The sequence below is a fragment of the Bacillus sp. S10(2024) genome (assembly GCF_050473865.1).
Taxonomy (GTDB): domain Bacteria; phylum Bacillota; class Bacilli; order Bacillales; family Bacillaceae_G; genus Bacillus_A.
On record NZ_JBFLUR010000011.1, the window covers coordinates 1 to 13,354 of the forward strand.

Annotated in this window: 11 protein-coding genes; 4 read left to right on the forward strand and 7 right to left on the reverse strand. The window is 32.2% G+C overall.

Annotated elements, in window-relative coordinates; translation table 11 throughout:
• Positions 1-778: 778 nt before the first annotated feature.
• The 3 genes from AB1280_RS24545 to AB1280_RS24555 form a co-directional block, all read right to left on the reverse strand.
• Entirely contained in the window at positions 779-1,435 is a 657-nt protein-coding gene (locus AB1280_RS24545) for a MarR family transcriptional regulator (protein ID WP_429757419.1), read from the reverse strand.
• Positions 1,436-1,655: 220 nt separating this feature from the next.
• Entirely contained in the window at positions 1,656-3,125 is a 1,470-nt protein-coding gene (locus tag AB1280_RS24550) for a plasmid recombination protein (RefSeq protein WP_429757412.1), read from the reverse strand.
• Between the two features lie 818 nt (positions 3,126-3,943).
• Positions 3,944-4,609, reverse strand: a complete 666-nt coding sequence (locus AB1280_RS24555; protein WP_429757413.1) for a helix-turn-helix domain-containing protein — start codon at positions 4,607-4,609, stop codon at positions 3,944-3,946.
• 315 nt (positions 4,610-4,924) lie between these two features.
• On the opposite strand from AB1280_RS24555, the gene AB1280_RS24560 reads away from it, so the two are divergent.
• From AB1280_RS24560 to AB1280_RS24570, 3 genes are all read left to right on the forward strand, one after another.
• Positions 4,925-5,608 (forward strand): MerR family transcriptional regulator, encoded by a 684-nt coding sequence (locus AB1280_RS24560; protein ID WP_429757414.1) that lies wholly within the window; start codon positions 4,925-4,927, stop codon positions 5,606-5,608.
• A 310-nt stretch (positions 5,609-5,918) separates the two neighbouring features.
• Positions 5,919-6,506 carry a DUF4240 domain-containing protein gene (locus tag AB1280_RS24565; protein WP_429757415.1) on the forward strand — a complete coding sequence of 196 codons (588 nt, stop codon included), beginning with the start codon at positions 5,919-5,921 and terminating at the stop codon, positions 6,504-6,506.
• Between the two features lie 224 nt (positions 6,507-6,730).
• Positions 6,731-7,195, forward strand: coding sequence for a hypothetical protein (locus AB1280_RS24570; protein WP_429757417.1), 465 nt, complete (start codon positions 6,731-6,733; stop codon positions 7,193-7,195).
• Positions 7,196-7,263: 68 nt separating this feature from the next.
• Here the strand turns inward: AB1280_RS24570 and AB1280_RS24575 are convergent, their stop codons facing one another.
• The 4 genes from AB1280_RS24575 to AB1280_RS24590 form a co-directional block, all read right to left on the reverse strand.
• Positions 7,264-7,752 carry a hypothetical protein gene (locus AB1280_RS24575; RefSeq protein ID WP_429757410.1) on the reverse strand — a complete coding sequence of 163 codons (489 nt, stop codon included), beginning with the start codon at positions 7,750-7,752 and terminating at the stop codon, positions 7,264-7,266.
• 678 nt (positions 7,753-8,430) lie between these two features.
• Positions 8,431-9,087 carry a MarR family transcriptional regulator gene (locus tag AB1280_RS24580; protein WP_429757411.1) on the reverse strand — a complete coding sequence of 219 codons (657 nt, stop codon included), beginning with the start codon at positions 9,085-9,087 and terminating at the stop codon, positions 8,431-8,433.
• A 220-nt stretch (positions 9,088-9,307) separates the two neighbouring features.
• Positions 9,308-10,777, reverse strand: coding sequence for a plasmid recombination protein (locus AB1280_RS24585; protein ID WP_429757412.1), 1,470 nt, complete (start codon positions 10,775-10,777; stop codon positions 9,308-9,310).
• 818 nt (positions 10,778-11,595) lie between these two features.
• A complete protein-coding gene (locus AB1280_RS24590; RefSeq protein ID WP_429757413.1) occupies positions 11,596-12,261 on the reverse strand; it encodes a helix-turn-helix domain-containing protein in 666 nt (221 codons plus the stop codon).
• A 315-nt stretch (positions 12,262-12,576) separates the two neighbouring features.
• Between AB1280_RS24590 and AB1280_RS24595 the strand changes: the two genes are divergently transcribed.
• Positions 12,577-13,260, forward strand: coding sequence for a MerR family transcriptional regulator (locus AB1280_RS24595; RefSeq protein WP_429757414.1), 684 nt, complete (start codon positions 12,577-12,579; stop codon positions 13,258-13,260).
• Positions 13,261-13,354: the final 94 nt, after the last annotated feature.

The following is a 13,354-nucleotide window of genomic DNA, read 5'->3' on the forward strand; positions in this document are numbered from 1 at the left end:
AGTTTGAGCATATGATTCTACAGGTGAAAATAACCCTAATAATAGAATCATAGATAAAACAAAAATACTTGCCAATTTAAAACTAGCTTTCTTCAATACCATAATAACCTCTCCTTCAAAAATACAATAGTTTGCGTATGTAATATAGTTAATTCATTATGTAAATCAACCACATTATAACAATACTATAATGTTAGCGCTTCCTCAACCTATTTATACCAAAATAGGGTTTGTATTCAAGAAAATACAAAAAATGTAAATGTCTATTCGGTATTTCCCTTGTTTTTGGGTGTGAGTGCTGGCTGGGGTTTGGGGGCTAGCCCCCAAGAATTTAACGTAACTGCATATTGCAAAAGAGAACTGAATAGATCGATAGGACTGGGTGGTTCGGCTGGTACAATTGCTAGTCTAAGTCGAACCATCTAAATCCTCGTTTTTGGTCTGTTCGGCTTGGCAAAAGCTAAAAACCAGCCGAAAAAAGTTTTGCAAGGACAAAATAAAAAAGAAAAGGCGGTAGCCTTTAGGTGAGGATTAACGAACCGACTTTTTTATTTTGAGGGTGGAGATTTTTGAGTGGTTTTCTCAAAAATACGACCGTTCCTTGCGGAACTTTTAGCCCTATATATAAGAGTGAGAAGAGTAAAGTGAAGAAAGCCAGTAATAGCAAGGGTTTATAAGACATAAGGTGTTAAATTTTTTTAACACCTGTGTTAAAAAAATTTAACACCTATAAAATGGAAAATGATAAATAAAAAAAGATGTCAATATAAATTGACATCTAAAATAAATAAATTGGTAGTTTATGTTTTTTTCTATTACCTTCAATTTTAATATTACGTAAAGCTTTTGAAAAAATTTGTTGAGTCGCTCTATCAATATCATCTTTAGGTGAATTACATAATATATTAGGATTAACAAACCAAGTCCTTGCTGAACAAGTTCTTCCATCTTCATTATTACAACCAGTTTCTGCCACTCCTAAAACTCCTTTTTCAAGCAATTCATTCATCATTTTTGAAATAGAAGTCCTTGTTTTCCCTAATTTCTTAGCTAAATAACTAGGAGATGCTGCATTCGGTTTTATATCATCATCTTTATTTTTTTCAACAACAACATTTGATTTAAATTCTAGAAATCTTGAAATATCAAATAAAAATGCCTTTTCCGGTTGAGTTAAATAGCCAATTTCACATAAATAATCAATATTCTCTGTAATCATTTGCACAAATCTCACCCGATCCGTAGGTTTTTTCTTTTTACCAATAAAATATTCTTCTCCACCAGACATTTTACTTAATACTTGTAGCATCATGGCTCTTTCTTCTTCAGAAAGTCCACCAGTGCCTTCAAGTTTTTCATAAATACTATTAATTTTGCTATCTCTTTCTTTTGCTTTTTTTTCAACTTGTCCAAAATCAATAATTTTCTTTGTCATATCTAGTTAATTCCTCCTTAAATTGAGGGAATCAACAAAAACACCTATTTTTTGCTATTTGATTATAAATCAAATTATGATAACCTATAACCAGATAATTTTCTTTTAGGTATTTTCGTAGAATACCCTTTTAAAAGAGTCATGTTCCCGCATGGCTCTTTTTTCATTCTATCACGTTTTCAATAACCTGAAAGATGGAAACAAAGTTTCCCCAATTTTTTTATCTTTCCATATCAAATCCTCGATGTTTATTGCTCATTTCCCTCTTATACTCACGTTCAAATTGATTATCTATTCCCTTATTATCCAATTCATTTTTAATAATCGCTCTAAACGTCTTAAATTGCTCTTTAAAGACTTTTTTTGTTTCTTGATATAAAACCTTTATATTTGTCTGTAAATCTCTTATATGAGCTTTTAAAGAACTTATTTCAGTCTTTAACGTCCCCACTTCTTTTTGCAACTGACCTTTTTCTTGTTTCAATGTCCTATTCTCTTCCATCCAACCTTCTGCAGTCATTCGTAAACTTTGATACTCTTTCACAAAATCTGTTTTTCTCAAATGCTCATAATCCTTTTTGATAGTCACCGCTGCATTCACTTGTTTTGTTAATTCTTGATATTGTTCTGGTGATAACACATAATTTCTTGTCTGTTTCTTCTTGATTTCAGCTTTTCCAAACATCTTATCCTGTACTTCTGTTATTACTTCTTTACGCAAAAATGGAATTTTAACAGGTTCATGTGGTACTTGATCCGCAACACGATCTAATTCTTCTTGCTTTTGTTTTACTCTTTTTTCTAACTCTACATAACGTTGGCCAATCAGCTGCAGCTTTTCACTTCCGCTTTCCACTTGTTGCTTCATTGTCTCTAATTCTTTGTACTTCTCAACGACATCACTTTCCAAACGCTTTTTCACCATCTGTAATTCTTTTGCTTTTTCTTCAGCATCTTTCAAATGATGATCGACAACTTGTAATTGCGTTTCTTTTTCTTGTACTTGATTTTCAATAAATGATTTTGTTTCTGCATATTCCTTATACTGACGGACTTTCATGTACTTGTGAGACCCTACATTTGCCCTTTCAAAATCAGGAATATGTTCTTTTGCTAATTCCTCGATATAAGCCGTTTCTAATGTTCTCCAATTCGCAATAAGTTCCGTTCCTTTTCCTTTTATGCCTTGTTGTTGCAAGGCTCTATCCATTCCGACACGCCTCGTTAAGCCTCGACTACTTTCGAAATTCGGTACATAGTTAATATGTAGATGCGGATTTGCTTCGTCATCATGTAACACCATGTTATAGACTGCTAGATTTGGATTACGCTCTTGAAACGCTTCTGCATACCGTTTTAACGCTTCTTTCTTTGCTTCCCTATACTTTGGGTCATCTTTGCCTTCTCCAATCGCTACGATCAATTCTCGTTGCTCATGTGTCTTATCGTCTTTATGTACTTTGGCATAGTAATCATTTATTTTACGATCATTCCGTTTTTGTTTCTCGTTATACTTGTCCACCGCCTCTTGAAAAACATCCTTGTATACACTTCGGATGTCCTTTTGAACAAAGTAAATATTCTCCTCTGACCTGGCTGGATCAATACCAGGATTCCCATGAATGTTTTCTCTGTTATTATGGCTCAACGAACTTTGGTGAGATTGATTAAATGAGATAGACGCCAACATAAAGTGCCACCACTTCCCCTAGATTAATTGATACCATAAGTCTAGCAAAGCGACGAAATGGAGTCAATTAACGTAACCCTATACGTATTTTGACGCTAACGCATCAAAATCGATAGGGGTCTGCGACGCTTGTCGGCGTTGCCGAGCCATGTTTAACATGGCAAAAAGACCTCGGACTTTGTCCGAACCTACAAGGGGAACTCTTCCCCTTGACCCCATCAATCGAACTCCCCAACCCCTCAATCCTTGAGGGGCTCCCTCGCCGGTTGGCAGGGTCAAAAGGATACCTTTTGACAACCACAAGAGGGTTGCATAGTGAGTCTGTCAACTCCTTAATGCTCCTTCATTTCGCTTTCGCTTCATTCTGTCCGCTTACCGTTGACAGACACGATACAACTACCTTTATCTACTTTATTTTTCTATTAAGTAGATAATATAGCATACATATAATAAGGGAATGCAGTACAGATCAGTATACAAGCATTCCCTTACTATAAAAATGTTAATAATATTTTAATGTTGTTGTTACTATATATGTCATGTATAGCAATGATAAAAAGATAAATATATCTAGTGTTAAAAATACATATAATATTATTTTTAGCTTTTTAGATGTATCATTTTTAATCATATATATAATAAATAGCATTGTAGTTGATTGAAATAGCATGGTGAAAAATAAAAATGTAATAGCAAATACCATATTCCCTGGTGTAAATGCAGTATTCATAATGAGTAGAGAACTAATTATATTAAGAATAAGCGTAGTTAGTATAAAAATATATTTATAAATGTTTTTAATTTTGATCGCCTACTTTTTAATTTTTTAGTTGGTAATACAGTTGTTTATTTTTATGGTTATATATAAGTATTTTTTTATTGTTTTCATCTACAATGTAAACATCTTTTTCTTCCCAATCTATTCCATGAGATATATCTTTTTCAATTGAAAATAAAACATCTTTATTTCTAAAAGGAATTGAATTTCGATTAGCATGAATGTTTATTTCATGTTCTTTTACATTGAGGCTATAATCCCCTGAATAATTGGAGAAAAAAGGTGTTAATTTACTATAAATATATAGAATTTCTTCTTTATCGTTTTTTTTATAAAAGTGTGAATTAATAACTTTTAGATCTGATGTTTTTATGTCTTTTGGTATAAGTAAAAAAGCAATAAGACAATAAAATATAACAATAAGAGTAATCAAAGAATATATATATATAGCGGCTATTAGTAAATATCTTTTGTAATTGCTTTGTTTTATTATCTGATTTTGCAAATTTGAATCCTCCTTTAATAAAGAATCAATTGAAACATTAAATAGATTGCTTAAGGCTAATAAATTGGTTAGATCGGGAAGACTTTTTCCTAGTTCCCATTTAGATATAACTTGTCTTGAAATAAATAATTGGCTAGCTACATCTTCTTGTGTCATTTTATTTATTAATCTTAAATGTTTTATTTTTTTTCCAATTTCCATATATGTACCTCCTTTAATTACTTTAATTATTTTAATGTTAAATAGTAAGAAACGCATTGTAGCATCACAATAAAAAGGGCCGCAATGATTTGTTGCAGCCTTTTTTGGTGCTATTTTTATCGTGATTTATCTTCTATTTTTAATAATTAATAATTAGAAAGGTAAGTTATAGGGGGATTGTTAGTATTTTAAAAAAAAACACGCTAAGCAAAAAATACAAAGGAAATCCCTTTCAATCCTCGAATAACCATTGAAAAGCGAGTTCAAGAGCGGATGGAGAGCGTTTTATGCTATTCTAGAGAGCGAGGTGAGAGCGTGAAAAGATACGAATATGTCTTGCTAAATAAGGAAATGAGCGAGCGGCTAGGTATCGGAATAAGCACTTTAAGAAAATGGGCTGCCGCTCTAGAAAAGAACGGGTATGGCTGGGAAAAGAATGAAGATGGAACTCGCTACTATACCCGCTATGATGAAGACACACTTATTTTGTTTAAAACTTTAGTACAGGAACAAAGGTTTAATTTAGAACAAGCTGCAAAGGTTATTGTATCAAGGCGTCAAGGTGGACACTCTTTAGAAAGAGCGGGGGGCGCTCTTCAAAAAAAGAAAAAGGAATCCCAAAATGAAACCCATTCTGTTACCCACTCTTTAAATCCTATATCAGCTGAACCATCTATTTTAACAGAAGAAGCTATACAATCATTAATGAATTATGTAAAAAATCAAGAACAACTTAACAAAAGTCTTATAGAGAAAATCCAAGAAATGGAGCAAGAACGAAACTCTTATTACGCCCTGTTAGAAAAAATTGAGGATGAACGTAAAGCGGATCGTGAGCTCCTTAAACAAGTGGGACAACAATTAAAAAGACAAGAAGAACGAACAAATGAAAGAGATAAAATGTTAATGGAAAATATACGGAGCATTCAACAACTCGCAGCAGCCAAAGGAGAAGAGAAAAAAAAGAAAGGATTCTTCTCTAACTTGTTCAGTAAATAAATGAATTTCAATTATTGTACATGAAATTTTAAAAGAACGAATAATATGCAGGATTTTATACAGTTTTTTGGCTAATCCAGTAACAAACGAGAACCAGAAAACCTGCGTCAAGATAGGAATGTATAAAAAGATGCATAGAGTAATAGAAAAGGATAAAGGAGAATCCCTACTCTCACAAGGGATTCTCCTTTATCCTTGCTACCGATAATAGGATGTTATGTTAACTGAATTTGAATAGATTATACAATCTAAAAAACACGATACATGCCTTTTTTTAAATGGTACAATGGAGAAAAAAAGGGGGACTTATATGAAGAAAAAGTTATTTGTTTCCCTCTTTTTGATATGCAGTCTGTTTGGTTGTAATCAAAATCATCAAAATGTAGTTATAAATAAAAAGAAAACAAAGGAGAAGGTTAATATGTTTAACACATCTCAAAATCAGAAGATGGACGAGAATGAGTTCTGGAAAATTATTGATATGTTTGATTGGGAGCATGAAGGTGATGACGAAGCGGTTTTGGAAAAGGCGGTAAACTATTTAAGTGAAAGTTCCAATGAAGATATATTTGCTTTTGAGGACATACTCTCGAAATTGCTTTACGATTTGGACGGTATTGAATATGCAAAGAACATTGGTGAGTATGCCTATGTAAACGAAGAAGAATTTTTCTCCGTAGACAATTTTCTGTATGCAAGATGTGTGGTTGTAGCAAATGGACGGGACTTCTATTACGAAGTTTTACAAAATCCTGAGGAAATGCCGAAGGACATAGAGTTTGAATCTTTATTGAGTGTAGCTAGAGAAGCATATGAACAGAAAAATGACGAAGAATTTGATTATATGCCAAAGTTTGATTATGAAACATATAGCAATAAAGACAAATGGAGAGAATAAATTCCTAAACTTGAACAAATACATACAAACCTGAACTTCCGAGAACGAATTTTACGTCAACTAGCTTCTTTTGTAGAGGCTAGTTTTTTTGCTTAGCATGGTTTTTTTCTGAAATGCTGGCGGTACCCCTGTTTGGCCTGATAAAAGATAAAAAAACCAACCTCGTTATATAGATATAGTTTGTTATAATGCTATAAACAGAAAAAAATAAAAAGGGGAAAATTATGACATTAGAACATGAATTCTTTTTAATAAAAAAAAACATAGATATGAAATACATTTGGAAATTAAATAAAAATGAATTAGATTTTATTGATATGGTTACAATTCATGACGATTTCATTGTATATATTAATGATTCTTTGAAGTGGATTCCCAGTATTAACCCTATAAATCCAAACTTCCCAAGACAATTTGGTATTAATTATTATGAATTAACTTTATTTGATAAAAAATCCGCTTTAATTTTTAAAAACATTCTTACTTCTTGGGAAAATTTAATTAGAAATGCCCCTGACAAAATTTATTTAACCGGACAATATGAATGGAATGAGAATAATAAAGATGAAGGAGAATATAAAGAATTGCAATTCAACAAACAAGATTTAATAATTCAATTAGAAAAAATTATTACATTTACTCAAAAACTTGAAACAGGTGAATATTACATCTTACATCGAGGTATCTAATTTTCCCTTTCAATACCAAAAAATAAAAAAGAGAGTCTTTTTTAGACCCTCTTTTTTATTGCTTTTATTTACGCTTTACCAAAAGAAATAATTAAGTTGCTTCCTTTTTGAATATCTATGAATTTACCTAATTTTTTATATCTATAAACATTTGGAACCGCTCCATTAACTTTTGATGTTGTTGCTCCTTTAAGATTAGCTTTAAATGCTATAGATTTATTTATATATTGCGTCATTGTTGTAGCTCCAACTGATTTCCCATGTTTATTATAATGATAGGCTAAAGACTCAATTGGATGACCAAAAGATCCTTTATGCCAAGACCAAACACCATCATGACTAAATACTCCATATTTAACCATTAACGAATTATAATAAGCGTTTTCCCCTGGATCACTTCTTAAAGCCGCATCACCTTCGTTAATTTCAGATGATAAAGCAACACTATTATCAATAGTTTGAGCATATGATTCTACAGGTGAAAATAACCCTAATAATAGAATCATAGATAAAACAAAAATACTTGCCAATTTAAAACTAGCTTTCTTCAATACCATAATAACCTCTCCTTCAAAAATACAATAGTTTGCGTATGTAATATAGTTAATTCATTATGTAAATCAACCACATTATAACAATACTATAATGTTAGCGCTTCCTCAACCTATTTATACCAAAATAGGGTTTGTATTCAAGAAAATACAAAAAATGTAAATGTCTATTCGGTATTTCCCTTGTTTTTGGGTGTGAGTGCTGGCTGGGGGTTTGGGGGCTAGCCCCCAAGAATTTAACGTAACTGCATATTGCAAAAGAGAACTGAATAGATCGATAGGACTGGGTGGTTCGGCTGGTACAATTGCTAGTCTAAGTCGAACCATCTAAATCCTCGTTTTTGGTCTGTTCGGCTTGGCAAAAGCTAAAAACCAGCCGAAAAAAGTTTTGCAAGGACAAAATAAAAAAGAAAAGGCGGTAGCCTTTAGGTGAGGATTAACGAACCGACTTTTTTATTTTGAGGGTGGAGATTTTTGAGTGGTTTTCTCAAAAATACGACCCGTTCCTTGCGGAACTTTTAGCCCTATATATAAGAGTGAGAAGAGTAAAGTGAAGAAAGCCAGTAATAGCAAGGGTTTATAAGACATAAGGTGTTAAATTTTTTTAACACCTGTGTTAAAAAAATTTAACACCTATAAAATGGAAAATGATAAATAAAAAAAGATGTCAATATAAATTGACATCTAAAATAAATAAATTGGTAGTTTATGTTTTTTTCTATTACCTTCAATTTTAATATTACGTAAAGCTTTTGAAAAAATTTGTTGAGTCGCTCTATCAATATCATCTTTAGGTGAATTACATAATATATTAGGATTAACAAACCAAGTCCTTGCTGAACAAGTTCTTCCATCTTCAGTTATTACACCAGTTTCTGCCACTCCTAAAACTCCTTTTTCAAGCAATTCATTCATCATTTTTGAAATAGAAGTCCTTGTTTTCCCTAATTTCTTAGCTAAATAACTAGGAGATGCTGCATTCGGTTTTATATCATCATCTTTATTTTTTTCAACAACAACATTTGATTTAAATTCTAGAAATCTTGAAATATCAAATAAAAATGCCTTTTCCGGTTGAGTTAAATAGCCAATTTCACATAAATAATCAATATTCTCTGTAATCATTTGCACAAATCTCACCCGATCCGTAGGTTTTTTCTTTTTACCAATAAAATATTCTTCTCCACCAGACATTTTACTTAATACTTGTAGCATCATGGCTCTTTCTTCTTCAGAAAGTCCACCAGTGCCTTCAAGTTTTTCATAAATACTATTAATTTTGCTATCTCTTTCTTTTGCTTTTTTTTCAACTTGTCCAAAATCAATAATTTTCTTTGTCATATCTAGTTAATTCCTCCTTAAATTGAGGGAATCAACAAAAACACCTATTTTTTGCTATTTGATTATAAATCAAATTATGATAACCTATAACCAGATAATTTTCTTTTAGGTATTTTCGTAGAATACCCTTTTAAAAGAGTCATGTTCCCGCATGGCTCTTTTTTCATTCTATCACGTTTTCAATAACCTGAAAGATGGAAACAAAGTTTCCCCAATTTTTTTATCTTTCCATATCAAATCCTCGATGTTTATTGCTCATTTCCCTCTTATACTCACGTTCAAATTGATTATCTATTCCCTTATTATCCAATTCATTTTTAATAATCGCTCTAAACGTCTTAAATTGCTCTTTAAAGACTTTTTTTGTTTCTTGATATAAAACCTTTATATTTGTCTGTAAATCTCTTATATGAGCTTTTAAAGAACTTATTTCAGTCTTTAACGTCCCCACTTCTTTTTGCAACTGACCTTTTTCTTGTTTCAATGTCCTATTCTCTTCCATCCAACCTTCTGCAGTCATTCGTAAACTTTGATACTCTTTCACAAAATCTGTTTTTCTCAAATGCTCATAATCCTTTTTGATAGTCACCGCTGCATTCACTTGTTTTGTTAATTCTTGATATTGTTCTGGTGATAACACATAATTTCTTGTCTGTTTCTTCTTGATTTCAGCTTTTCCAAACATCTTATCCTGTACTTCTGTTATTACTTCTTTACGCAAAAATGGAATTTTAACAGGTTCATGTGGTACTTGATCCGCAACACGATCTAATTCTTCTTGCTTTTGTTTTACTCTTTTTTCTAACTCTACATAACGTTGGCCAATCAGCTGCAGCTTTTCACTTCCGCTTTCCACTTGTTGCTTCATTGTCTCTAATTCTTTGTACTTCTCAACGACATCACTTTCCAAACGCTTTTTCACCATCTGTAATTCTTTTGCTTTTTCTTCAGCATCTTTCAAATGATGATCGACAACTTGTAATTGCGTTTCTTTTTCTTGTACTTGATTTTCAATAAATGATTTTGTTTCTGCATATTCCTTATACTGACGGACTTTCATGTACTTGTGAGACCCTACATTTGCCCTTTCAAAATCAGGAATATGTTCTTTTGCTAATTCCTCGATATAAGCCGTTTCTAATGTTCTCCAATTCGCAATAAGTTCCGTTCCTTTTCCTTTTATGCCTTGTTGTTGCAAGGCTCTATCCATTCCGACACGCCTCGTTAAGCCTCGACTACTTTCGAAATTCGGTACATAGTTAATATGTAGATGCGGATTTGCTTCGTCATCATGTAACACCATGTTATAGACTGCTAGATTTGGATTACGCTCTTGAAACGCTTCTGCATACCGTTTTAACGCTTCTTTCTTTGCTTCCCTATACTTTGGGTCATCTTTGCCTTCTCCAATCGCTACGATCAATTCTCGTTGCTCATGTGTCTTATCGTCTTTATGTACTTTGGCATAGTAATCATTTATTTTACGATCATTCCGTTTTTGTTTCTCGTTATACTTGTCCACCGCCTCTTGAAAAACATCCTTGTATACACTTCGGATGTCCTTTTGAACAAAGTAAATATTCTCCTCTGACCTGGCTGGATCAATACCAGGATTCCCATGAATGTTTTCTCTGTTATTATGGCTCAACGAACTTTGGTGAGATTGATTAAATGAGATAGACGCCAACATAAAGTGCCACCACTTCCCCTAGATTAATTGATACCATAAGTCTAGCAAAGCGACGAAATGGAGTCAATTAACGTAACCCTATACGTATTTTGACGCTAACGCATCAAAATCGATAGGGGTCTGCGACGCTTGTCGGCGTTGCCGAGCCATGTTTAACATGGCAAAAAGACCTCGGACTTTGTCCGAACCTACAAGGGGAACTCTTCCCCTTGACCCCATCAATCGAACTCCCCAACCCCTCAATCCTTGAGGGGCTCCCTCGCCGGTTGGCAGGGTCAAAAGGATACCTTTTGACAACCACAAGAGGGTTGCATAGTGAGTCTGTCAACTCCTTAATGCTCCTTCATTTCGCTTTCGCTTCATTCTGTCCGCTTACCGTTGACAGACACGATACAACTACCTTTATCTACTTTATTTTTCTATTAAGTAGATAATATAGCATACATATAATAAGGGAATGCAGTACAGATCAGTATACAAGCATTCCCTTACTATAAAAATGTTAATAATATTTTAATGTTGTTGTTACTATATATGTCATGTATAGCAATGATAAAAAGATAAATATATCTAGTGTTAAAAATACATATAATATTATTTTTAGCTTTTTAGATGTATCATTTTTAATCATATATATAATAAATAGCATTGTAGTTGATTGAAATAGCATGGTGAAAAATAAAAATGTAATAGCAAATACCATATTCCCTGGTGTAAATGCAGTATTCATAATGAGTAGAGAACTAATTATATTAAGAATAAGCGTAGTTAGTATAAAAATATATTTATAAATGTTTTTAATTTTGATCGCCTACTTTTTAATTTTTTAGTTGGTAATACAGTTGTTTATTTTTATGGTTATATATAAGTATTTTTTTATTGTTTTCATCTACAATGTAAACATCTTTTTCTTCCCAATCTATTCCATGAGATATATCTTTTTCAATTGAAAATAAAACATCTTTATTTCTAAAAGGAATTGAATTTCGATTAGCATGAATGTTTATTTCATGTTCTTTTACATTGAGGCTATAATCCCCTGAATAATTGGAGAAAAAAGGTGTTAATTTACTATAAATATATAGAATTTCTTCTTTATCGTTTTTTTTATAAAAGTGTGAATTAATAACTTTTAGATCTGATGTTTTTATGTCTTTTGGTATAAGTAAAAAAGCAATAAGACAATAAAATATAACAATAAGAGTAATCAAAGAATATATATATATAGCGGCTATTAGTAAATATCTTTTGTAATTGCTTTGTTTTATTATCTGATTTTGCAAATTTGAATCCTCCTTTAATAAAGAATCAATTGAAACATTAAATAGATTGCTTAAGGCTAATAAATTGGTTAGATCGGGAAGACTTTTTCCTAGTTCCCATTTAGATATAACTTGTCTTGAAATAAATAATTGGCTAGCTACATCTTCTTGTGTCATTTTATTTATTAATCTTAAATGTTTTATTTTTTTTCCAATTTCCATATATGTACCTCCTTTAATTACTTTAATTATTTTAATGTTAAATAGTAAGAAACGCATTGTAGCATCACAATAAAAAGGGCCGCAATGATTTGTTGCAGCCTTTTTTGGTGCTATTTTTATCGTGATTTATCTTCTATTTTTAATAATTAATAATTAGAAAGGTAAGTTATAGGGGGATTGTTAGTATTTTAAAAAAAAACACGCTAAGCAAAAAATACAAAGGAAATCCCTTTCAATCCTCGAATAACCATTGAAAAGCGAGTTCAAGAGCGGATGGAGAGCGTTTTATGCTATTCTAGAGAGCGAGGTGAGAGCGTGAAAAGATACGAATATGTCTTGCTAAATAAGGAAATGAGCGAGCGGCTAGGTATCGGAATAAGCACTTTAAGAAAATGGGCTGCCGCTCTAGAAAAGAACGGGTATGGCTGGGAAAAGAATGAAGATGGAACTCGCTACTATACCCGCTATGATGAAGACACACTTATTTTGTTTAAAACTTTAGTACAGGAACAAAGGTTTAATTTAGAACAAGCTGCAAAGGTTATTGTATCAAGGCGTCAAGGTGGACACTCTTTAGAAAGAGCGGGGGGCGCTCTTCAAAAAAAGAAAAAGGAATCCCAAAATGAAACCCATTCTGTTACCCACTCTTTAAATCCTATATCAGCTGAACCATCTATTTTAACAGAAGAAGCTATACAATCATTAATGAATTATGTAAAAAATCAAGAACAACTTAACAAAAGTCTTATAGAGAAAATCCAAGAAATGGAGCAAGAACGAAACTCTTATTACGCCCTGTTAGAAAAAATTGAGGATGAACGTAAAGCGGATCGTGAGCTCCTTAAACAAGTGGGACAACAATTAAAAAGACAAGAAGAACGAACAAATGAAAGAGATAAAATGTTAATGGAAAATATACGGAGCATTCAACAACTCGCAGCAGCCAAAGGAGAAGAGAAAAAAAAGAAAGGATTCTTCTCTAACTTGTTCAGTAAATAAATGAATTTCAATTATTGTACATGAAATTTTAAAAGAACGAATAATATGCAGGATTTTATACAGTTTTTTGGCTAATCCAGTAACAAACGAGAAC

Bases quoted from the DNA above. Each gene is read 5' to 3' on its own strand.
- AB1280_RS24550 (WP_429757412.1), bottom strand. From the start codon at position 3,125: ATGTTGGCGTCTATCTCATTTAATCAATCTCACCAAAGTTCGTTGAGC.
- AB1280_RS24590 (WP_429757413.1), bottom strand. From the start codon at position 12,261: ATGGAAATTGGAAAAAAAATAAAACATTTAAGATTAATAAATAAAATG.
- AB1280_RS24565 (WP_429757415.1), top strand. From the start codon at position 5,919: ATGAAGAAAAAGTTATTTGTTTCCCTCTTTTTGATATGCAGTCTGTTT.
- AB1280_RS24580 (WP_429757411.1), bottom strand. From the start codon at position 9,087: ATGACAAAGAAAATTATTGATTTTGGACAAGTTGAAAAAAAAGCAAAA.
- AB1280_RS24585 (WP_429757412.1), bottom strand. From the start codon at position 10,777: ATGTTGGCGTCTATCTCATTTAATCAATCTCACCAAAGTTCGTTGAGC.
- AB1280_RS24575 (WP_429757410.1), bottom strand. From the start codon at position 7,752: ATGGTATTGAAGAAAGCTAGTTTTAAATTGGCAAGTATTTTTGTTTTA.
- AB1280_RS24545 (WP_429757419.1), bottom strand. From the start codon at position 1,435: ATGACAAAGAAAATTATTGATTTTGGACAAGTTGAAAAAAAAGCAAAA.
- AB1280_RS24570 (WP_429757417.1), top strand. From the start codon at position 6,731: ATGACATTAGAACATGAATTCTTTTTAATAAAAAAAAACATAGATATG.
- AB1280_RS24555 (WP_429757413.1), bottom strand. From the start codon at position 4,609: ATGGAAATTGGAAAAAAAATAAAACATTTAAGATTAATAAATAAAATG.